This window comes from Sphingobacterium sp. N143 (assembly GCF_030325625.1).
GTDB lineage: Bacteria > Bacteroidota > Bacteroidia > Sphingobacteriales > Sphingobacteriaceae > Sphingobacterium.
On sequence record NZ_JACAIS010000001.1, the window covers coordinates 219,458 to 241,765 of the forward strand.

20 protein-coding genes are annotated in these 22,308 nt (G+C 40.8%); 9 read left to right on the forward strand and 11 right to left on the reverse strand.

The features are described from left to right. Positions 1–87: 87 nt before the first annotated feature. Positions 88–393: an FtsB family cell division protein gene (locus HX021_RS00840; protein ID WP_286587569.1), complete on the forward strand. Its 306-nt coding sequence runs from the start codon at positions 88–90 to the stop codon at positions 391–393. A gap of 113 nt (positions 394–506) precedes the next feature. On the opposite strand, the gene HX021_RS00845 is transcribed toward HX021_RS00840, so the two are convergent. Further along, a complete protein-coding gene (locus HX021_RS00845) occupies positions 507–1,217 on the reverse strand; it encodes a DUF4397 domain-containing protein (protein ID WP_286587570.1) in 711 nt (236 codons plus the stop codon). Between the two features lie 345 nt (positions 1,218–1,562). On the opposite strand from HX021_RS00845, the gene HX021_RS00850 reads away from it, so the two are divergent. Continuing rightward, positions 1,563–1,934 carry a YkvA family protein gene (locus HX021_RS00850; RefSeq protein ID WP_286587572.1) on the forward strand — a complete coding sequence of 124 codons (372 nt, stop codon included), beginning with the start codon at positions 1,563–1,565 and terminating at the stop codon, positions 1,932–1,934. Between the two features lie 74 nt (positions 1,935–2,008). Here HX021_RS00850 and purH read toward each other — a convergent pair whose 3' ends face one another. The 6 genes from purH to HX021_RS00880 all read right to left on the reverse strand — a co-directional run bounded on the left by purH (position 2,009) and on the right by HX021_RS00880 (position 9,133). Next, complete coding sequence (purH, locus tag HX021_RS00855) at positions 2,009–3,535, reverse strand: bifunctional phosphoribosylaminoimidazolecarboxamide formyltransferase/IMP cyclohydrolase (protein ID WP_286587573.1); 1,527 nt, start codon at positions 3,533–3,535, stop codon at positions 2,009–2,011. 135 nt (positions 3,536–3,670) lie between these two features. After that, positions 3,671–4,309, reverse strand: coding sequence for a uridine kinase family protein (locus HX021_RS00860; RefSeq protein ID WP_286587575.1), 639 nt, complete (start codon positions 4,307–4,309; stop codon positions 3,671–3,673). 35 nt (positions 4,310–4,344) lie between these two features. After that, entirely contained in the window at positions 4,345–5,259 is a 915-nt protein-coding gene (locus tag HX021_RS00865) for a LysM peptidoglycan-binding domain-containing protein (protein ID WP_286587577.1), read from the reverse strand. Between the two features lie 11 nt (positions 5,260–5,270). Next, positions 5,271–6,026 (reverse strand): hypothetical protein, encoded by a 756-nt coding sequence (locus HX021_RS00870; protein ID WP_286587578.1) that lies wholly within the window; start codon positions 6,024–6,026, stop codon positions 5,271–5,273. Between the two features lie 315 nt (positions 6,027–6,341). Then, complete coding sequence (locus HX021_RS00875; protein WP_286587579.1) at positions 6,342–7,919, reverse strand: OmpP1/FadL family transporter; 1,578 nt, start codon at positions 7,917–7,919, stop codon at positions 6,342–6,344. Between the two features lie 74 nt (positions 7,920–7,993). Further along, positions 7,994–9,133, reverse strand: a complete 1,140-nt coding sequence (locus HX021_RS00880) for a hypothetical protein (protein WP_286587581.1) — start codon at positions 9,131–9,133, stop codon at positions 7,994–7,996. Positions 9,134–9,311: 178 nt separating this feature from the next. On the opposite strand from HX021_RS00880, the gene proS reads away from it, so the two are divergent. The 3 genes from proS (at position 9,312) to agaR (ending at position 12,528) form a co-directional block, all read left to right on the forward strand. Next, complete coding sequence (gene proS, locus HX021_RS00885; RefSeq protein WP_286587582.1) at positions 9,312–10,784, forward strand: proline--tRNA ligase; 1,473 nt, start codon at positions 9,312–9,314, stop codon at positions 10,782–10,784. A gap of 11 nt (positions 10,785–10,795) precedes the next feature. Beyond that, a complete protein-coding gene (locus HX021_RS00890) occupies positions 10,796–11,581 on the forward strand; it encodes a Rossmann-fold NAD(P)-binding domain-containing protein (RefSeq protein WP_286587583.1) in 786 nt (261 codons plus the stop codon). A 185-nt stretch (positions 11,582–11,766) separates the two neighbouring features. Then, complete coding sequence (agaR, locus tag HX021_RS00895; protein ID WP_286587584.1) at positions 11,767–12,528, forward strand: transcriptional repressor AgaR; 762 nt, start codon at positions 11,767–11,769, stop codon at positions 12,526–12,528. Positions 12,529–12,601: 73 nt separating this feature from the next. On the opposite strand, the gene HX021_RS00900 is transcribed toward agaR, so the two are convergent. The 3 genes from HX021_RS00900 to rpoN form a co-directional block, all read right to left on the reverse strand. Further along, on the reverse strand, positions 12,602–13,678 hold the full coding sequence (locus HX021_RS00900; RefSeq protein ID WP_286587586.1) for an agmatine deiminase family protein: 1,077 nt from the start codon (positions 13,676–13,678) through the stop codon (positions 12,602–12,604). Positions 13,679–13,769: 91 nt separating this feature from the next. Then, positions 13,770–14,645: a carbon-nitrogen hydrolase gene (locus HX021_RS00905; protein ID WP_286587588.1), complete on the reverse strand. Its 876-nt coding sequence runs from the start codon at positions 14,643–14,645 to the stop codon at positions 13,770–13,772. A gap of 276 nt (positions 14,646–14,921) precedes the next feature. Beyond that, a complete protein-coding gene (gene rpoN / locus HX021_RS00910) occupies positions 14,922–16,388 on the reverse strand; it encodes an RNA polymerase factor sigma-54 (protein ID WP_286587589.1) in 1,467 nt (488 codons plus the stop codon). A gap of 384 nt (positions 16,389–16,772) precedes the next feature. Between rpoN and HX021_RS00915 the strand changes: the two genes are divergently transcribed. Then, on the forward strand, positions 16,773–19,142 hold the full coding sequence (locus HX021_RS00915) for a penicillin-binding protein 1A (protein ID WP_286587590.1): 2,370 nt from the start codon (positions 16,773–16,775) through the stop codon (positions 19,140–19,142). A 101-nt stretch (positions 19,143–19,243) separates the two neighbouring features. Here HX021_RS00915 and HX021_RS00920 read toward each other — a convergent pair whose 3' ends face one another. Next, a complete protein-coding gene (locus tag HX021_RS00920) occupies positions 19,244–19,567 on the reverse strand; it encodes a GIY-YIG nuclease family protein (protein WP_286587591.1) in 324 nt (107 codons plus the stop codon). Positions 19,568–19,668: 101 nt separating this feature from the next. Here HX021_RS00920 and HX021_RS00925 point away from each other — a divergent pair, with 101 nt between their 5' ends. The 3 genes from HX021_RS00925 to nusA all read left to right on the forward strand — a co-directional run bounded on the left by HX021_RS00925 (position 19,669) and on the right by nusA (position 22,298). Next, complete coding sequence (locus HX021_RS00925) at positions 19,669–20,445, forward strand: XRE family transcriptional regulator (protein WP_286587592.1); 777 nt, start codon at positions 19,669–19,671, stop codon at positions 20,443–20,445. 141 nt (positions 20,446–20,586) lie between these two features. Then, positions 20,587–21,051, forward strand: coding sequence for a ribosome assembly cofactor RimP (gene rimP, locus HX021_RS00930; protein WP_286587593.1), 465 nt, complete (start codon positions 20,587–20,589; stop codon positions 21,049–21,051). A 5-nt stretch (positions 21,052–21,056) separates the two neighbouring features. Then, positions 21,057–22,298 (forward strand): transcription termination factor NusA, encoded by a 1,242-nt coding sequence (nusA, locus tag HX021_RS00935; RefSeq protein ID WP_286587594.1) that lies wholly within the window; start codon positions 21,057–21,059, stop codon positions 22,296–22,298. The last annotated feature ends 10 nt before the right edge of the window (positions 22,299–22,308 follow it).

Genomic DNA, 22,308 nt, shown 5'->3' on the forward strand with positions numbered 1-22,308 from the left:
TGAACGCATTATTCCATATCTTTATCGAAGATGTTTAACTTTGGAAGAAATAGCCTGAATACAACAGCTAATTAATATTTTTGTCCTATGCAACGATTATGGTCTTTAGTAAGAAATAAGTATTTGTTAGCCACCTTGGCTTTCTTGGTATGGATGTTATTTTTTGATAGAAATGACTTTGCCACACAATATAGTTATCAGAAGCAGAAAGCTAATTTGGAAAGTGAGCGTTCTTTTTATTTGAAGGAGAATGCAGCCATTATAAAAACAATCAATGACATCAGATCAAATCCTCAAGAGGTACAACGTATCGCAAGAGAAAAATATAAAATGAAGAAAGAGAATGAGGATATCTATGTCATCTCCAAGGTAGCTCCTAAAGAGAATCCATAGATTATAGATGCTGATGAATAATATTTGCAGGAATCCCCGGATTCATACAACAGAACGGCCATCATATTGACATGACGGCCGTTCTTGTATTGTATATAGAAATATGGGATATTTTAATTAGCAGCTTGTGCTACCAGGCCAAGATAAAGAGGTCTTTTCTCATCATTGGGTTTGCCGATCAAGATCAGCGAATAGTAATAACCTTCGGCCAATTTGATGCCACTACGGCTGGCAATCGTTTTCCCTGCTTTGTCTTTCGCTGTGACGGTGTAGGTTCCACTCTTCTGGGCGATAAATCCTTCGTGTGCTGTTGCCGAATTTTGAGTTTCCTGTGCCCTGTCTTTCCATTCCTCAGGTGAAGGCTGATCAGCTATTTTCAGGGTTACCTGATCAGTGCCCTCAGCAAAGTTAAAGAAACGTAAACCTGATTCGCTTTCCTTGATGTCTTTATTGATCCGGTCGGTCGTGATGACTTGTACCGGTTTGGTTTTTGTACCATATACAAAAGAGGTATAAATGGTACTATCCTTGACGGTAACTGTGGTGTCTAGCAAAACTTCGTTGTATTCTGCAGAGATGGCTATTTTTCGTGCCCCGGTGAATAAGCCAACTTGTGCATAACTTTTAAATTCCAAGGGGTAATACGGGTTTTGCAAAGCCCCCCCATCGGCGTAATAAACTACCGCATTCGCATCATTATATCCGTTGACCATTGTAAATAATGCTCCAGGAATTCGTTGGTCGTCATTATCTTTTAGACAACTGGATAGAAAGAATGTTGTTGCGATAATAGCAATAAAATTAAATAATCTATAGTTTTTCATAACCGTGTAATATTAAAATCTATTTTCTGTGTGACACATATTGCGCTTGTGTTGTCTATTATACGGAGATGACACACACTTTGCTACAAGTAAGCATAAAAATAATAAAATTGTGGTTTACTCTTATTCATAGTACCGATCTTCTGAATATTTTTCAACGCGTTAATTGATAAGGTCAGGGATTTGGCAGGCTGCCTTTTACTTACTTTGCTATTTTTTCGGCAATTCTTTGAGCCAGGTCCGGAGTTGAGCCGGGGTTTATTGGGGATTTTGCGTCGCGTTTAGCGCTATCCTGTAAAAAGGGCATAGGCTTTGTTAATAGAAAAATAATCATAATTTTGAGCTATGAACAGTAGAATTAAAAAGATTGTCAAGGGGATGTTTGAACAATTTAGGCATCGTAAGATTACTGAAGCTGAGCTCGTCCAGGCGGAGTCTAAAGCAAAGAATCTAGGTGGCTATGTCGGGGACTTTAAATTACTGATCGCGATGTGCCGGGATGCCATCACTGGAAAATACAAGATGAACAGCTGGAATCTTTCCATCATCATCGCAACAATTATCTATGTGGTTTCCCCGGTAGATGCTATTCCGGATTTTATTATCGTTAGCGGCTGGATAGATGATGTTGCTGTCGTTGCATATGCCATCCGGAAACTTGCTGAAGAAATAGAAAGGTACAAGGTTGAAAAATTAAACTACGAAACTAGGGACTAAAAATAGATGTTGCCCCGTTGGATATAAAAAAAGCTACTTTCAAGTAGCTTTTTTTATGAAGAGGTCAAATTATTTTAATGTTTGAAATGTCTGACTCCAGTGGTCACCATGGCAATACCTTTTTCATTGGCCATATCAATGGATAGCTGATCTTTAATTGAACCACCAGGCTGTAATACAGCAGCGATACCAGCTTCGGAAGCGATTTCAACACAATCAGGGAAAGGGAAGAAAGCATCCGATGCCATAGCGCATCCTTGAAGATCAAAGCCAAAAGATACGGCTTTTTCAATCGCTTGTTTTAAGGCATCAACACGAGAGGTCTGTCCCACACCTGATGCTAATAATGTGCCATTTTTAGCAAATACGATTGTGTTGGACTTGGTGTGTTTTACAATTTTATTGGCAAAATATAAGTCTTCCAGTTGCTCCGCTGTAGGCGTTACTGCTGTCACGGCAACCATTTGTTCAGGACCTTCAACCGTATTGTCCTTGTCTTGGAGAATGACTCCATTCAACAAAGTCTTGAACTGTTGAGCGGGTAATTTTACGTCCTTGCGAACCAGGATGATTCTATTTTTCTTTGCAGTAAGGATGTCGATAGCTTCTTGCGTATAAGAAGGCGCGATCAATACCTCGAAAAATAATTTATTGATCTCCGTAGCTGTTGCTGCATCAACTTCACCATTCGTAATCAAAACACCACCAAATGCAGATACAGGATCACAGGCCAAAGCATCGATCCAAGCTTGTTTGATCGTTGATCTCGACGCAACACCACAGGCATTGGTATGTTTTAAAATTGCGAATGTAGGTTCTGCAAATTCATCGATCAAGGCGACGGCAGCATCCACATCGACCAGATTATTGTATGATAATTCCTTGCCATTTAACTTGTCAAACATATTGTCCAAATCGCCGAAGAAAACACCTTTTTGGTGTGGATTTTCTCCATATCGCAAAACTTGAGCTTTTTGTTCTGACTGTTTGAATACTTCAATTGGATTTTCTTGATTAAAATAATTGAAAATTGCAGTATCGTAATGGGATGAAGTATTGAACGCACGTTTAGCAAACTCTTTACGCTGCTCCAAAGAAGTATTACCTTCTTGGCTTGCCAAAATTTCTTCCAGTTCTTGATAGTCATTTTTAGAGGAGATAATGACCACATCGTTGAAATTTTTGGCGGCAGCACGTATTAATGAAATTCCACCGATATCAATCTTCTCAATAATATCTTGTTCAGCGGCTCCTGAAGCAACTGTTTCCTCAAATGGATACAAATCCACAATAACCAAATCAATTTCAGGTATTTCATATTGAGCAAGTTGCTGTTGATCTGATTCCAGTGGACGACGGGCCAAAATCCCTCCGAATACTTTCGGATGTAGCGTTTTCACACGCCCCCCCAAAATCGAAGGATAGCTTGTCAGGTCTTCAACGGGAACTACATCTATACCTAAATCTTTGATAAATGTTTCTGTTCCACCCGTAGAATAGAACGTGACACCGTACTTGTTTAATAATTGAACTAAAGGAGCCAGGCCGTCTTTATAATAGACTGAAACCAATGCATTTTTGATCTTTACAGGATGGTTCATTATGATGGATTTGTTTCGTGGCGCAAAGATAAGGATTTAAAGTCTAGATGTCAATAAATAAGTGATACAGATGATGAAAGTTAAGCAAGTGAGGGGGACCTTGCCCCCTGTTTAACTTTTATAGCAGCGCTAGCCCTAGGATAAATTGAGCTTTGCTTTTAGCTCTTCAGAAATCTGATTGGTAATGTCCCAAATAGGTTCGGGTTCGTCTGTATTGTTAAAGATGACCTGATCGCAGGAGTCCTGGAAAGGTAATAAATATTCTTTATAAGATGGAAGAACATGATTTTCCCATTTATACATGACATCGTCTTCAAAATAACCCCGTTCTACTAAATCGCGATGTAGCCTCCGTCTTAAAGCAATGTCCTGATTGGCACTTAAAAATATTTTGTGGTCGATGAGATCATTGACCTCTGTATAATAAAAAATGAATAAGCCTTCAATAATCAATATAGGAGCTGGCTTTATTTCTAATATTTTTGGCGTTAAAGCGGGGTTGTTGAACGTATATTCCTCTTTAAATATGGTTTCTCCATTAAAAAGGGCTTTAATATCCTTATAAAAAGCCGCCCGGTCTATGGATGTTGGGATATCAAAATTATAAAGCCTGTTTTCTTCCTGTGTTTTTGTATTGGCAGGAATATAATAATCATCTTGGGAAATTAAAGTAACCTCTTCTTTTTTAAAATGTTTCAGAAAACTATTTAAAAAAAATGTTTTCCCAGAACCACTACTTCCGGCAATCCCTATAACATATGGTTTGTTGTTCATTCTTATCTTATGCGGTAAGCGCTATTTTATTTCGATTAATTTTCTAAAGGCAGTCCGTAGGCAATTTCTACCTGAAAGCGTTTGTCCAGCGCTCCAATACTCGCTGCTGCAGACTTTGATAACACGACAATGGCGTTTTGGTTTTCTGCATTGTCATTGAACTTACCGACTACTTTTGCATAAGTGACACTTTTGGTCATTGGATTGGTGATCTTAAGGATGGTACCCACTGGCGCACTTTTATGAAGAGCCAGATTGCTTGTTCCTTGTGAAGACAATCCATCCATCCAAACACCGATACCACGTTCCGATTTTTCACGTATACCATAGCGATTGGTAGAAATTTGATGGGCTTCTTTATCATCATCTTGAGTCGAATCAGTAATGACTTCTATTCCCGTTGGTTCGACTAATTTAGGCCTTTCCGGTGGTAAAGGTTTGTTTGGAATCATTAATTTCATACCACCGCTAATGTTGTTATTGCTGAGATTATTGGCCCTTTTGATGTCTTCTACTGAGATACTGAATCGCTTGGATATGGCGTAGAGTGTTTCTTTCTCTCCCACAATATAGGCTGTATAACCCTGTTGTGGATTGCGGGGATTTTGCGGACCGTTGTTACTTGAGATATTGTTGTTGACCGGCTTGGCTTTGCGGCCTGTCGGTACCTTGACGATCCGGCCAAGACTTAAGGTACCATTGCCATTTATTTTGGTCAATTGTCCTACCGTGGTTTTGTATTTTTTACTTAATTGATAATAATTATCTCCTTTTTCAATTTTAAAAAGAACGTATTCTTCTCCATTGATCATTTCCGTTCCCACAGAATCTGGAACAGCATACAGGGGATATGAAACCGAAATTTTAGCTTCAACCTGTTGAATAGATAGCATCGCGATCGATAAAAGAGCTATCTTTTTATATGTATTTAATTCGAATAAAACTTTCATATATTTTGCAATTATACTAAATACGAAACAAACTCCCGTTTATTATCTGTCAAAAGAAATATTTGTTTGTTCACGAGGAAATGGATGTTGAAAAACTTTAATTGCAATTGGGAAACCGCAACTAAGGAGTCAAGCATGGTGTCTTTTGTTGATCGAACTATCCGGATTTGATAGTGATTATCTTTATTTTTTTCATAGAAAGCCCAAATAAAATAGTCATTCAAAGCATTTATCCAAAGGTCATCATGTATGATGAAGTCTGTCAAAAAATGGGGTATTTCACCCTTGTAGATTACTGGATAGACTATCTTGCTTTCGTAAGGTTTAATAGCTGCGGTTTTTTTGTCCCCCATTGTCATCGTACTGAGGTTCAAAAACAATTCTAGCCCCTGTTCGATCATCTTGGGCCGCAGGAGCAGGCCTTTGTCTACTAGGTTGAGAAAGAGGTAATTGAACCAGGTTTCCTGTTTTTCCGGATCATAACAGTCGATCACATGAACACCGGCATCAATAGGGGAGCTGTCTGAAATTTTTTTTAAAATTAATTTTTGGCACTGTATCCCGGCCAGTATCCATTCTTTGGAAATTCCCTTAAAATCCTGGACGATAAAATCACCACCAAAGGTGATGACATTGAAATAGGGAAAGGTGTCATCGGGATTTCTGGTTTCTATGGCGATCAAACTGTTTTCGGCATCGACTTCTATGCGCCAAATGGGATAAGTAAAAAGAATACCGAATGCTTTTGAGATTGTTTGATTTGCCATGTGATTTTCCACCCAGATGACAAACTTAGATAAACTTGCTTTTATATACAAATCGAAGTTGAGGTATCCAAAAGAGTTTGTTGTCTATTTCTCTTTGATGAAAGATTTTTCCAGCTGAAAAGACTGTCAGACAGGTTAAAAAAACCTTCATGATTTCACAGGTCGCCAACAGTAATGAAAGCGGACTGCAGGTTCTTTCTGGCCTTTGAAAACAAACACTTTCAGAAAAAATACAGGTAAAGATAGGGGGCAGGGCAAACATAAAAAAACGTCCAGGTTCTCTGGACGTTTTTTGAAGCTCATGTAAAAATTACTTTAGAATTTTGAACCAATGGTCAGCATAACACTGGTACGTTGATTTTTTATATCAGCTACCGGACTTGCGGTGTTCCAATATTGCTCGTCAATAACATAGGGGCTTTCCTTATAATTGATTGCATTATAAGCGCCGGTCAGATCTATATATAGGCCGCGACTAAGTTTTGCACCTACACCCAAAGAAGCCGTATAGTTTGTATAATCAGCATTTTTATATGGATTACCACTGTAGTTAAAACCAGCTCTTCCACTGAAAACATTGTCGAACAACAGCTCTCCACCGATCCGGGCATTGAAAGCTCCTTGGTAGGTATCTTTGATATTCTGATTCATGTTCTGCTCCAACGTTTTGCTATAATTGCCTACATCCTTAAAGCGCATGGCTCCGTAATCCACCCATTCAACGTCGGCTGTGATCAAGCCTTTGGAGAATACTTGACTGGCACCAAGAGATAATCTATAGGGAGTATTCATATTATACTCCAGGTAACTATGTCCTGCGTCATCGCTCGTACGGTATTCTTTAAAAGACTTGTCCTCGTCAGGTCTAAAATAACGAAACTCTGCATTACTGTAAGACTCGTCGCGGATACTCATAAAAGTGGGCGATTTGGCGGTAAAACCCATACTGAAGGTTGGCGTAAACTTGTAGATCATACCCAATTTGAAATCTACCCCGGTACCATCTGTCGCTTGAACATAATCGTCGAAGAGCTCATAGTCCTTATCCAACATTTCATGTTTTTTGACATTTTTCGGATTCAAAAATTCAGATTCTGGATTGACTTGTTTCAATTCGTTGGCGTTCATGGTCCTACCGTATTCAGTATACCAGCTCGAATTATCATAGGTGAATGCTGTAAAGCCTAAAGAGGCCCCTAGGTATAATTTGTTGCTATAGTTGGCTCCAAATGACAGCACTGATTCTGATTTGCTTCCTTTTTCTAGAATGGAATTCACCTGATCAAAACCATCTTTTCTGCCTGTGATGGGGATATAGGCGCCCGCATTTTTCGGGTCTACATCAAAAAGCAATGAATTATTGTAAATTTCCTGCCCCCAGCCATTCATGCCATTAGGACTAGAGATCTGATCAGAATAGGCATCGGTAATCGAACTCGTATTGTTGACACCTCGGTATTCTAATAGATTATTATAGACGTAATTTCGGTTGTATGCAATACCGACATTAAAATTTAACCAGCCCTTTTCTAGATTCCCGCCATTGCGGTAGGTTGGCAAGTGAAAAACGATTCCTGCATTATCTAAATTGAAATTGTTTTTACTGCTATTTGAATTTTGTCCAAAGTAATCCGTTTTGTTCTTATTGTTGAGGTATCTTCCTGTCACGGATATATCCGATTGATTAAAATATCCCAGACCGGCAGGGTTGCTTGTAATGGAGCTAATGTCTCCCCCTAATGCGGTAGAGGCATTTCCCATGGCCTTGAAACGAGCCGTTCCACCATTATCCCCTTGAGAAAATAATAGGACATCTTTTGAGTATTGCGCTTGTGCTATCCCTGTTGCACCAAATAAAAATGCAGTTCCAAAAAGTAATTTTTTGATTGTCATATTGTTAAGTGTCGTCTATATATCATGACATAGCATGCAGTTTTATGCATGCTATGACTTTATACTCTTTTTAACTATCGTGTACGTCCTCCACTTGATCGTGCACTTCCTCCTCCGGAGAAACCACCGCCAGAGCTACCTCTTGAGAAACCACCGCCACTCATGCTGCTTCCAGAAGAGCGAGACGATCCACTATTATAGTTCCGTGTAGGTGGGCTATATGGTCTTGAAGTAGAACCTGGATTGCTCGAGCGTGTTCTTGTTTCCATCGAACGCCCCATAGGACGTGACACACCAGGATTTGTCCGGGTTCTGGAACTGCTGCCATTATAGTAACCGCTAGAGCTTCGTGAGCTTGGGTAAGCGTTTCCAGATCTGGTTCTAGAACCGTTGGAAGCACGATTTGAAATGGTGCCTGAAGATCTTGTTCTACCGGACCGGTCGTAGCTGCTGCCACCGCGGGTAACGGACCTGTCGGATGTTCTTGTTCTTCCACTGGCAACAGAAGTAATACGTCCTCTGGAATCACGGGCTACACCTGTGCGGTCGTAGCCGCCAGAGGTTCTTGTCCGTGCCGACGAAGTACGTACATTGTAGTTGTCTCTATAGGATGAACGTGCAGAAGCATAGCGAGGTCTTGTATTTCCCCAATAGCCGCCGCCCCAATAGCCACCACCCCAGTAACCAGGACCATACCAACCAGCACCCCAATAGCCGCCCCATGGTCTATAGCCATACCAAGGTGAACCCCAGCCCCAGCCAGATCCCCAGCCCCAACCTAGACCAATGGACCAGGAAGATCCCCATCCGGAACCCCAGCCCCAGCCCATGCCGAAGGATGGACCATAACCGTACCAACCTCCAAAACCATAGCCATACCATGGATCAAAGAATGGGTCAAAATAGGTCATCCCAGGAGTAGCATAATAGAAGCGGTTGATACGATTGGCATATTCTAGGTCTTGGTAGGAATCCTCATTGTATTCCTGATCAGAATATTCATCATCATAATATCCCCCCTGTGCTTGTTCATTGGGTTGAACCTGGTCCACATCAGTATAATAGTAATCTGGGCTTTGGTAGACTTTTTGTCTAGCCTGCCCATTATTGCCATAGACATCGTCGCCATAGATTTGCCTGCTCGTTCCGCAGGAACCTAACATAAATGCTCCTGTAATGGCAAGTGCTCCGATAAATAATCTATTTTTTTTCATAATATCCTAAATCGTTATTTTCGATTATACAGCCTTATTTAGTATCTTAGACGCAAATTTCGTGGCGGGGTTTAATCGAAGTAATCAAAAATACAAATATTTTTTATTGAACGCTTTTCGTACACCAAATACAGACGAAATTTAATGTAATAATGTTACAATAATTTATCAATTTCATATGAGTAAAGGAATTACAAGCCGTGCAGACGATTATTCGCAATGGTATAATGATCTGGTGATCAAAGCCGATCTTGCTGAATATTCTGCTGTACGGGGATGTATGGTGATCAAACCATACGGATACGCGATCTGGGAAAGAATGCAGGCAATCTTGGACAAAAGATTTAAGGAGACAGGTCATAGCAATGCTTATTTTCCGTTATTCATCCCCAAATCGTTCTTTTCAAAAGAGGCTGCACACGTAGAAGGCTTCGCAACGGAATGTGCGGTTGTCACACATTATAGATTGAAAAATGATGGCACAGGTAAGATTGTCGTGGATGAGGATGCTAAGTTGGAAGAAGAACTGATTGTGCGTCCTACCTCCGAAACCATTATATGGAATACCTATCGCGGCTGGATCGAATCGTACCGTGATTTGCCAATTCTGGTCAACCAATGGGCCAATGTGGTACGCTGGGAAATGCGTACCCGTCTTTTTCTGCGGACGGCGGAGTTTTTATGGCAGGAGGGGCATACCGCGCATGCCACGCAAGAGGAAGCTATTGAAGAAACCGAACGTATGCTAGAAGTGTATGCGACATTTGCGGAAAAAATCTTGGCCGTACCCGTGATAAGGGGCCGGAAAACAGAAAACGAACGTTTTGCAGGCGCATTGGATACCTATTGTATTGAAGCATTGATGCAAGATGGCAAAGCTTTACAGGCCGGAACTTCCCATTTCTTGGGGCAGAACTTTGCCAAGGCATTCGATGTGAAGTTCACCTCGAAAGAAGGTAAACAGGAGCATGTCTGGGCGACCTCATGGGGCGTTTCAACCCGTCTGATGGGCGCATTGATCATGGCCCATTCGGACGATCAGGGACTGGTATTACCACCGAAATTGGCACCTATTCAGGTCGTAATTGTTCCAATTTTCAAAACTGAAGATGAGAAAATGCACATTGACAGTTTTGTGAACCAATTAACGGACGAATTGAAGGTAAAAGATATTTCGGTCAAATATGATGACCGTGATACCCAACGTCCCGGCTTTAAATTTGCCGAGTGGGAACTGAAAGGAGTCCCTTTGCGTGTAGCAGTCGGGGCAAGAGATATGCAGAATGGAACAGTTGAGTTGGCCCGTCGGGATACACAAACGAAGGAAACCATTGCACAGGAAGGACTGGCTGACCATATCGCACAATTGTTAGACAGCATTCAGGACAATATTTACCAAAAAGCTCTGGACTACCGGGCTTCACATATCACTGAAGTAAATTCCTATGATGAATTTAAGGAAGTTTTGGAAGGTAAGGGTGGTTTTATCTCCTGCCATTGGGATGGCACAGTAGAGACGGAAAAACGTGTGAAAGAGGAGACAAAGGCAACGATTCGTTGTATTCCTTTGGATGCGAAGGAGGAAGCCGGCGTATGTATCTTTACCGGAAAGCCTTCCAATAAACGGGTATTGTTTGCAAAAGCTTATTAATCGATTTGTTTATGCGGATACTCATTTTGGGATGTGGCTGGCTGGCAGAATCTTTTGCAGTAGCCATGACAGGTCAGGGACATGAGGTCTGGGCAAGTACGACACAATATGAAAAATACCATCGGCTTAAAGCTGATGGTATTTTTTCATTTATTATTGATTTTGATCGGGAAAATTTTCCAAACATGAAGATACCGGATCAATTCGACTTTATCTTGAATAGTATATCAGCGACACAGAAAAATAGTGTTTCTGTGCTTGAAAACCGTTTTTCGAATATTAGTCTGTTTCTGGAAAGGTTGAAGTGGACAAAACAACTCTTTTTGGGTTCCATTGGGATTTATCCGGATAAGGATGCGGTGTTTGATGAACTGTTTGCCGAGCGGGCCGAATTTTCTGAAAAACTGTTGCTTGCAGAACAAGCCATGTTGGCCTTTTCCAATACCCATGTGTATCGATTAGGGGGACTATTCGGCAAGGATCGTGTGTTTGCTAAATATTTTGCCAATCGCATCTGCGCCACAGGGGAGCAGACTGCCAATTTTGTCCATCTTGATGATGTGGTTAAATTGATCGGATTAGCCGCTGAAAACAATCTTGCACATCTGATCTACAATGTTGTGGCCCCCGTTCATCCGAAGAAGATGGAAGTGGTTGTGGCATCTGCACGGAAGTATGGTTTTGCGCTGCCGACGAAATTTGAAACAGGTCCTGCTTTTCAGAAAGTCGTCTCTGGCAATTTGCTTCAAAAAGAACTTGGATATCGTTATCTTTTTCCTGATCCAAGGGAATTTTAGCTGTTTTGCTTTTGTAAGGAACAAATAAATTAAATAATTTTATTATTTTAACATCAGTTCTACAGCGTAACCATGCAAATCATGTCGTTCTGTGGAAAATGAGTCTTTTGACGGAGAAGGCTGCTGAATGTTGGTCATGTTTAACCGCCGGCTGATATAAATTTAAATCATATTAAAATTGAGCGATGACAAATGTAGAAAGACATCAATATATCCTAAAGCAATTAAAGGAAGTGGGCATAGTTCAAGTCATTGATCTGTGTGAAGAATTGGGCGTGTCCTCCGTGACTATTCGAAAAGATTTGACCCTGTTGGAAGAAAGTGGACTGCTGTTCAGAACACACGGGGGAGCAACGCAGTATAATCCTTATACGACCGATCGTACCGTCTTTGAAAAAGAAAAGCTCCGTTCGGATGATAAAAATCGGATAGGTAAAAAGGCAGCTGAAATGATCGAAGAAAACGATTCGATCATCATTGCCTCTGGAACAACGATGCAGTCTCTGGCTAAGCAGATTTCACCCAAAGGCAATATCACCGTCGTTACTTCTGCTTTGAACGTGGCCATGGAATTGATTAAATATCCTTCGGTCGAGATTATGCAGATGGGAGGGACCTTACGGAAGACTTCGACTTCAGTGACCGGTAAATATGCCGAAAATCTGCTGCATGATTTCTATTGCAGTAAATTATTTCTGGGTGTGGACGGTATAGACCTGGAATATGGTGTGTCGACTTCAAGCGCCCAAGAAGCCCAGTTGAACCGCATTATGATCGATACAGCGCAAAAGGTTGTTGTACTGGCTGATTCCTCAAAATTTGGAAGACGCAGCTTTGGGCGGATCTGTGGTTTTGATAAGATTGATGTGCTGATCACCGATGATAAGGTAAGTGACGGTTTTGTGGAATCACTGGAAAAATCTGGTGTAAACGTCATCGTTGTCTAAAAATAGTAAAAGCTGTATAACTCGGATATACAGCTTTTACTATTTTTAGGATTACAACTTTTAATTGACACTCTTAATCAAGTGCTGGTTCCTGCTGGCTCAAACAGTGAAAGCTCCCCAAGCCCCAAATAATATCGACGGAGTTGATGCCAATTACTTTACGTGTTGGGAAACAGTCCTGGATGATATCTAATGCGCGTTGGTCATTAGCGTCATTGAAAATAGGAACAATGACTACCTCATTGGCGATATAGAAATTAGCGTAGGATGCTGGTAATCGCGTGTCATCATAGATCACCGCTGAAGGCATGGGGAGTTCGACAATATGAAGGGGCTCACCACTCGGCAATCTAAATGAACGGAGTGTTTCCAGGTTTTCCTGAAGAATGCTGTAATTTTCGTCTTCTGGATTTTCTTCGACGACTGTCAATACGGTATTGTGATTGACAAAACGTGTAATATCATCAATATGACCATCGGTGTCATCTCCAACGATACCGTCACCAAGCCACAATACTTGTTCCTGACCATAAAACTCCTTTAGATAGGTCTCAATTTGTTCTTTTGTCAGGTGTGGGTTTCTGTTTTTGTTGAGCAGACAGGCAGTGGTGGTCATCACGGTACCAGCACCATTAAATTCGACGGAGCCGCCCTCCATGACGATGTCGGGTGTGAATAAGGGATAGCTGAAATGTTCGGCGATACGGGTAGGGACCACATCATCCAGGTCAAAAGGAGGGTACTTTCCGCCCCAGGCATTATAGCCCCAATCAACAACTGCTTTTTGATGGGTCTCTTTATTGATGACAAAAGCTGGGCCATGGTCCCTGCACCATGCGTCGTTGGTTGGATTGAAATAGAACTCAATATGCTCGAAGTCTGCAGCTGCTTTCGTCAGTTCGGCAATGGCGAAAGCTTTCATTTTCTCATCGACAACATTGATTCGCACTTTCTGTCCCTGGGCCACAGCTTTGATAAATTCGCAGTAGGGCTGATAAATAGTTTCGATTTTTCCGGGCCACGATTCTTCTTTATGGGGCCAGCTTAACCATAAGGCATCCTGTTTGGCCCATTCGGCAGGAAATGAAAAACCTTGTTTTTTTGGAGAATTGTCAAAATATGCCGGTGAGAATGTTTTTTGTTGTTCCATACTTTAATTCAAGGATGTAAAAAAGCCACTTCAGATCCGGGACCACAGCACGAAGGTGTGACTGATCTGAAATGGCTTCTAATATACCATTTTAGTCTTCGTCGATAAAACGTTTGGTGATTGGTGAATAGGTCTCAATTCTTCTGTCCCGCAAGAAAGGCCAGTGTTTTCTAAAGTAATCGGATTCATTAAGATCCAATTCAACAACTTCAACTTCTTCTTGGTCATGAGAGCCCAGGTAAAGTAATTTACCTTGAGCATTCGTTACAAAGCTGCCGCCCCAGAATTTCATGGCGCCATTCTGCTCAAAGCCTACCCGGTTAACAGAGACAACGGGTACGCCATTGGCCACTGCATGAGATCGCTGGATGGTCTGCCAGGCATTGTATTGGTCATTGTTGGTTTCTTCGTCCTGATCTGTAGCCCAACCAATTGCTGTAGGGTAAAATAGGATCTCGGCCCCCATCAAAGCGGTGATCCGTGATGCTTCAGGATACCATTGGTCCCAACAGATCAAAATACCGATTCTTCCGAATTTTGTCTGAAATACTTTATAGCCCAGGTCACCGGGCGTAAAATAGAATTTTTCGTAAAAGGCAGGGTCATCAGGGATATGCATTTTACGGTATTTTCCTAAATAAGACCCATCTGCATCTAATACCGCTGTTGTGTTGTGGTAAAGTCCTTCGGCTCTTTTTTCAAATAATGAAGCGATAATAACAACACCCGCTTCTCGAGCGACGGTGGAAAGTGCATCTGTTGAGGGGCCAGGGATGGACTCTGCTAATGCGAAATTATCATAATCTTCTACATCACAAAAATACAAAGAAGTAAAGAGTTCTTGCAGACACACAATTTGCGCACCTTTTGCAGCGGCTTCTTTTACTTTGGCGATAGCTTTTTCGAGATTCTCTTGTTTGTTTGCGGTACAGCTCATCTGTACAACTCCTACTTTTACCTTGCTCATTCCTTTATGCATGTTTAATTTCAGTACAAAGATACTATTCTTAATTTAGAGCCTGTCTAAAATTTTACCGAAATTATTAATATGGCCAATTGCGTATTTATCGTTGCTCTATTTTGATGCTCTTTTGAGTCTGTTTTCTACTTCATATTCTGGCTTTGGCCCGCTAAATCCGCGAACATGTAGCCTAAAGTCCTTCTTCAAATAGCGATAAAGATATGTTGCCATAAGCGGTACAGGCTCGTAGATTTGACCGTGGGTATAAACAAAAAGGAGCTCTTAGAGCTCCTTTCGTAATCTGGCCACGGGAATATTCAATGCCTCACGGTATTTCGCCACGGTCCGGCGGGCAATGTTGTATCCCTTTTCTTTGAGAATTTCGGTGAGCTTTTCATCCGCCAAAGGTTTTCGTTTGTTTTCTTTGGCAATGCATTCTTCCAATATTTTCTTGACTTCTTTATTGGATACCTCTTCTCCCGAATCGGTTTGTATGGCTTCGGAAAAAAATGATTTTAACAAGAAGGTGCCAAATTCAGTCTGTACGTATTTTGAATTGGCAACCCGGGACACTGTGGAGATGTCCATGTCGATCTTGTCGGCGATATCTTTTAAGATCATCGGTTTTAACTTACGGTCATCCCCGGTCAGGAAATAATCATATTGATATTCCATGATCGCATTCATTGTTTTCAGTAGCGTCTGTTGGCGTTGTTTGATGGCATCAATAAACCATTTTGCAGAATCGAGCTTCTGTTTGACAAACTGCACAGCTTCTTTCATCTTTTTATCCTTCTGATCCGATTTTTCATAATGCTCAAACATGTGCTGATAATCGCGGCTTATGCGGAGCTCTGGAGCATTACGGCCATTTAATGTCAGATGGAGTGTGCCATCATTGTTGCTGATATGAAAATCGGGTATAATGTGTAGCTGTTTGCCTGCCACTGCGCCGGAGTCGCCGGGTTTAGGGTTGAGTTTTAATATTTCATTGACAACATTTTTCAAATCCTCCGATGAGACTCCTAGCGACTTTTCCAGTTTATCGTAATGTTTTTTGGTGAATTCATCCAGGTAATTGGCAACAACCCGGATGGCAAGTTTGATCGTCGGATTATTGGGATCTTTTTTCTGTAATTGGATTAAAAGACATTCCTGTAGATCACGGGCACCAATCCCTGCAGGCTCAAAATCCTGAATCACTTTTAACATTTCCAGTACTTCATGCTCCTCTGTCATGACGTTTTGGCCAAAGGCAAGATCGTCAACCAGGTTAATGATAGGGCGGCGCAGGTAACCATCATCATCCAGACTGCCTATGATCTGCTGACCAATTAAAAAGTGCTTGTCATCTAAAGCTAAGAGATCCAGCTGTTGCTGCAACTGTTCATAAAAAGAATGCTGGATAGCTACTGGCATCTCTTTCCGTTCATCATCATCATCACCGTAATCGTAGCCATTTCCGTAGTCCTTATAATCGTCTTCCTGTATGTAATCCTCCAAACTAAAGTCATCCGAGTCAAAACTTTCCTCATTATCAAAATTGTCGTCCGGGTCTTTATCTGGATATTCTTCTATTGGATCGGTCATGTTAGTCAAACTACCATCTTCTAAAGCCGGGTTTTCTTCTAATTCTTCCTTAATTCTGGCATCTAATGAAACCGTCGGAACTTGTAACAATTTGATGAATTGAATTTGTTGCGGCGACAGTTTTTGTAATAGCTTTTGTTGTAATGTCTGTTTTAACATGCTAATAGTTGACTTGTTTACTCTAAATTTAAACAAATATCAGTATTATTTTAAAATAAAATCGATAATAAATAAAAAGTAGGTATAATATTTGTGGAACGCGCGATTTAACTTGTTGAGACTGATGTGGTATTTTGGTGATGCTCAACATGCAATGATCAGATTTGTTGAAAGGGACGCCTCTTCCTATTTTTTGGACTTGTTTCCAAGGTCTATACTTGGCTGTGAAGCGCTTGTTTTTGAGTGTTAAAAAATGTAAATAGTTGGTTCGGGAGATTTATTTAGTTGTATATTTAGCCCCAGAAAATATATATAGGGACATATTGGACGGATTCAAAACCTTTTGTTGATGCGGTATGTTGAAGATAAGATAAATTTCCATTTATGTTTAAACGTATTAAGAATAGATTTCTTCGCTATTTCATTATTGCATTATATTCTGTTGTCATCCTGATCTGTGCGATACAACTTAATTTTTTATGGCTATTTGGGTATTCTCCAACTAAAAAAGAGATCATTATGCCCAGCCTTAATATTTCTACTGAGCTGTATACAGCAGACAGTGTGCTGATAGGGCGTTATTTTGATGAAGATAGAAATCCGATCCCATTTGACAGTATTCCAAAGACGGTTATTAATGCGTTGATTGCTACAGAAGATGTGCGGTTTTACAGTCATAATGGGGTTGATTTTTTAGGCCTGGGTTCGGGTATTGTTTCGACCTTGCAGGGTGATAAACGGGGCGGGAGTACCATTACCCAACAATTGGCAAAGAATCTTTATCGTACCCGTTATAACAAATCTGGGGGGCTGCTGACCCGTATACCGGTAGTTGGTTTAGTGATTACCAAATTTAAGGAATGGATGACTGCCTATAAACTGGAACAGCGCTATACCAAGAACCAGATCCTGGAGATGTATCTAAATACGGTTTCGTTTAGTAACAATGCTTATGGTATCGAGACAGCAGCTAAGCGCTATTTTTCCAAAGGTGCCAATCAGCTGGATCAGAATGAAGCAGCCGTATTGATCGGTATGTTGAAAGGGACTACCTTATATAGTCCGATCCGGAATCCTGAAAAGTCATTTGATCGAAAAAATGTGGTGTTGAGCCAAATGTATAAGGGGGGCTTTTTAAAAAAAGATGAATATGATAAGTTTGTCAAGGCCAAAATTATTTTGAATACAAATAATCAGGATGTCAATGCTGGTGGCGATTCCTATTTACGTGCTGCTGTGGCAAAATGGTTAGAGAAATGGGCGGAAGAAAATGATTACGATATTTATACCGATGGGCTGAAGATTTATACGACGATAAACTCCAAGTTGCAGAAACATGCTGAAGCGGCTGTGGCCAAACAGATGGAGGAATTGCAGCAGCGCCTGAACAATACCTGGTCAGGGAAGGAACCCTGGCGTGATCTATCGGGAAAAGTCATCCCTAATTTTTTGGAGAATTTAGCTAAGAAGACACCTTATTATACTTTTTTAAGTAAGAAATATGCCAATCATCCAGACAGTATCAATTACTTCCTGAATCAGAAGAAAAAAATGGAAGTGTATAACTGGAAAGACGGTGGTAAGATTGAAAAGGAGATGTCAACCATGGATTCGTTGAAATACTACGCGATGATGCTGAATGCAGGCATGATGTCCATGGACCCATATTCGGGTGAAATTAAAGCCTGGGTTGGGGGGATCAATCATCAGTACTTTAAATATGACCATGTGATGCAGGCCAAGCGCCAGGCAGGATCTACCTTCAAACCCTTTGTTTATCTCGCTGCTTTAGAATCAGGGATGACACCTTGTGATAAAATTACGGATAAACCTGTAACGATTAAAATTGACAAGGGGGATTCAATTGAAGTGTGGGAGCCTAAAAATGCAGACTGGAATTTCTCGTACCGTGAAATGTCCCTAAGGCATGCGATGGCAAGGTCCATTAATTCAGTGACGGTGCAGCTGACGGAAAAAGTTACACCTGCTAAAGTGGTGGATGCGGCGCAACGTTGTGGTATCACAAGTAAGCTTAATCCTGTCGCTTCCGTTGGCCTTGGTCCCAATGACGTGTCGGTATTTGAAATGGTGAATGGCTATGCCACGATGATGAATCATGGCGAGCACCTTACACCGGTGCTGGTTTCAAAAATTGTCGACCATGATGGCAATGTTGTTGCCACTTTTCAGGCTGAACGGAAGCAGGTTGTCAATAAACAAGATGCCTGGTTAATGACCTATATGTTGCGTGGGGGAATGGAAGAACCCCGGGGGACCTCACAGGGGTTGTGGGAATGGGACTTGTTTGACAAGGAAAATCAGATTGGAGGAAAAACAGGTACTTCTTCTGAATATGTGGATGGCTGGTATATGGGCATTACCAAGGATTTAGTAACGGGTGTGTGGGTAGGCTGTGATGAAAGAAGCATCCATTTTACGAATTCCCATACAGGAGAAGGTTCGCGCACTGCACTGCCAATTTTTGGGGTATATATGGAAGCTGTGTATAAGGATAAGGCATTGGGGTATACACAAGGTAAATTTCCCGAACCTACCGTTGAGATTACAAAATCTTATAAATGTGTGACACCGCGATATGTTGAGCCTGAGCCAGAACAAAGTGATTCAAGTAATTTGGATGAGCAGACGGAGGAAGGTGAATTCATTGGACCAGTTGAAGAGCCTACCACAGGGAGCACTGAGGGTATCCATCATGAAAATAATGCAGTATTAGAGCAGGCCACTCAGGAGTAATGCTAGGATAGCAGACAAAATAGAGCCATCGAACATAAGTTGGGTGGTTTTTTTGTGGAAGAGGGTTTTGGTGGTAACGGAAATTGATTTGATGAGCAGGCTTAGGCTGCATAAGAAGTATTTCTTTTTTGGTAAACCTGATGTTGTTGGGGGTAGAGGTTATTCCAATTGGGATTGTGTTTGCGGATAATTCTTTCAAGCTGCATTCTGGTGAATCCTCTCAGCTCATCCATTTTTCTTTTGGCATTTTCAAGGTTTGAAAATGCTTCGCTATAAACCATCCGATTTAAATGCGGGCCCTGATGAAAAATAAAATTATTGGACTGCTGTAAGGCGATAACCGTGCTAAATATATTTGAAGTGAAGTCAATTTCAACGTGTCTTCTGTTGTTGTCTGTCAATATATATACGATAAAATTACCCATAATGCTAAATTATTTGGACGTTTAAATTTTATTTACTAATTTTATTGGCACAATATTACTAATAAAATTAGTTTTTGCAAAATATTTTTTGAAAAAATAAGATGTCAAATATTTCGTCCAACTTGAAATTCCTAAGAAAAGGAAAGAAAATTACACAGCAGCAATTTGCTGATATCATGGAGATTAAACGGGCTTCTGTTGGAGCTTATGAAGAAGATCGAGCAGAGCCAAAATACGAATTGCTGAAGAAAATTGCTGAATTTTATGGTCTGACCATGGATGAGCTCGCGAATGATGTGATTGATGATAAGTGGAAACCTGTGCCCAAAAGCAATGCGTCTAATCTCCGGGTATTAAGTGTTACAGTTGATGCCAATGATCGGGAAAATATTGAACTTGTACCTGTCAAAGCAAGTGCGGGTTATTTAAACGGTTATGGTGATCCGGAATATGTCGCTGAGTTGCCACGATTTTCGTTGCCAATGTTTGGTCAGGGGACTTTCCGTGCCTTTGAAATTAAGGGAGACTCTATGTTGCCCTTGCCTTCAGGTTCGGTCATTGTTGCGGAGTATGTAGAAAACTGGCATGACATTAAGCCGGGGCAGACCTATATTGTGGTTTCGAAAGAAGATGGCGTTGTCTACAAGCGTATTGCTTTTAAGTTTAAAGAAGACAAGGGACTCAAATTGGTTTCTGACAATAAAACATATGAGCCTTACTGGGTAGAAACATCGGATATTTTGGAAGTATGGAAAGCGAAGGCGTTTATTAGCACACAATTGCCGGAACCGACTCCTGAACCGACGATGGAAACATTGACGAGTATGATGGCGCAAATGCAAAAAACAATTAACGCGGTTGTGGACAATTCAAAATAATGAAGAAATTATGTCCACTTAGGGTAGAGGATTTGTTTTTTACTTTATAAAATACTATATTTGCATATCTGAAAGGAAGGGGGCTCGTATTGCCCCCTTTTTTTAATTACAATTAATTTAGCATTTCTAGGATACAGAACAATGCAGGATGTAGAAAAACGGGTCATCGAACTCATCAAAGAAAAAATAGCAGATCGCGAGGATTTGTTCATTGTCAGTGTGAAGATGCGTCCCAATAGAATTTTAGAGATTCTTTTGGATGGCGATAATGGCGTCAATATTGATGATTGCGCGCAGGTTAGCAGGCATGTCGGCTTTCATCTGGAAGAAGAAAATGTGATTGATAACGCATATCGTTTAGAAGTTTCTTCTCCGGGGATCGATTCGAATTTTGTCCATATTCGGCAATATCAAAAAAACATAGGTCGTACCGTGCAGGTCAAGCTGAACGATAACACGAAACTAGAGGGTACATTGCTGGCAGCAGATGAAAATCAAATCCGTATTCTCCAAAAAATAAAGGAAAAAGGTAAAAAAATACAAGAGGTAGAAAAAGAACTTCCTTTTGATCAAATAAAAACAACAAAAGTGGTAATTTCATTTTAAAAATAATGAGTAACAGCAACATCAATCTGATAGACTCTTTTCAAGAGTTTAAAGAGTTTAAGAATATCGATAGACCTACTGTTATTACAGTATTGGAAGAGGTTTTTCGTAGTATGATCCGTCGTCGTTTTGGTACGGATGAAAATGTGGATGTTATCGTGAATCCGGATAATGGGGATTTGGAGATTTGGAGAACGCGTGTCGTTGTTGAAGATGAATTTTCTGAGGATGATGATCTAGAAATTGAACTAGCTGAAGCAAGAAAGCATGATGAAGATTTGGAAGTTGGGGATGATTTCATCGAACAGATCACCTTGGAGAGCTTTGGTCGCCGGGCGATTTTAGCTGCACGCCAAACGCTTGTATCAAAGGTTTTGGAACTGGAGAAAGACGAAGTCTTTAAGAAATATAAAGATAGAGAAGGTGAATTGGTTATCGGTGAAGTATATCAGATATGGAAAAAAGAAATTCTAGTGCTGGATGAAGATGGCAATGAGCTGATATTACCTAAGTCGGAACAAATTCCTGCCGATTACTTCAAAAAAGGAGATGGAATCCGTGCGGTTGTACATAAGGTGGATATGATGAACAATAATCCGAAGATCATTATTTCCCGTACAGCACCTGCTTTTTTACAGCGTTTGTTTGAACTCGAGGTACCTGAAATTTTTGATGGTTTAATTACAATTAAAAAGATCGTTCGTGAGCCAGGAGAACGTGCGAAAGTGGCTGTTGAATCCTATGATGACCGTATCGATCCGGTAGGAGCCTGTGTGGGGATGAAAGGGTCCCGTATTCATGGTATTGTCCGTGAATTGCGCAATGAGAATATTGATGTGATTAATTTTACAACCAATCATTCGCTTTATATCGCTCGTGCATTGAGCCCTGCGAGAATCAGTTCCATTAAGATTGATGAGGAGAACAAAACTGCCGCAGTATATCTGAAATCAGATCAGGTATCTTTGGCAATTGGTCGTGGTGGACATAATATTAAATTGGCCGGTAAATTAACAGGCTATGAGATTGATGTTTATCGTGAAAATGATGAGTTTGATGAGGACGTGGATATTGAAGAGTTCAGCGATGAAATTGAAGGCTGGGTGATCGATGAGTTAAAACGTGTCGGTTTGGATTCAGCGAAATCTGTTTTGTCCCTAAGTGAAGAAGAACTTGTACGGCGTACTGATTTAGAAGAGGACACCATTAAAGATATCATACGTATATTACAAGCTGAATTTGAATAAAATTCAGCTT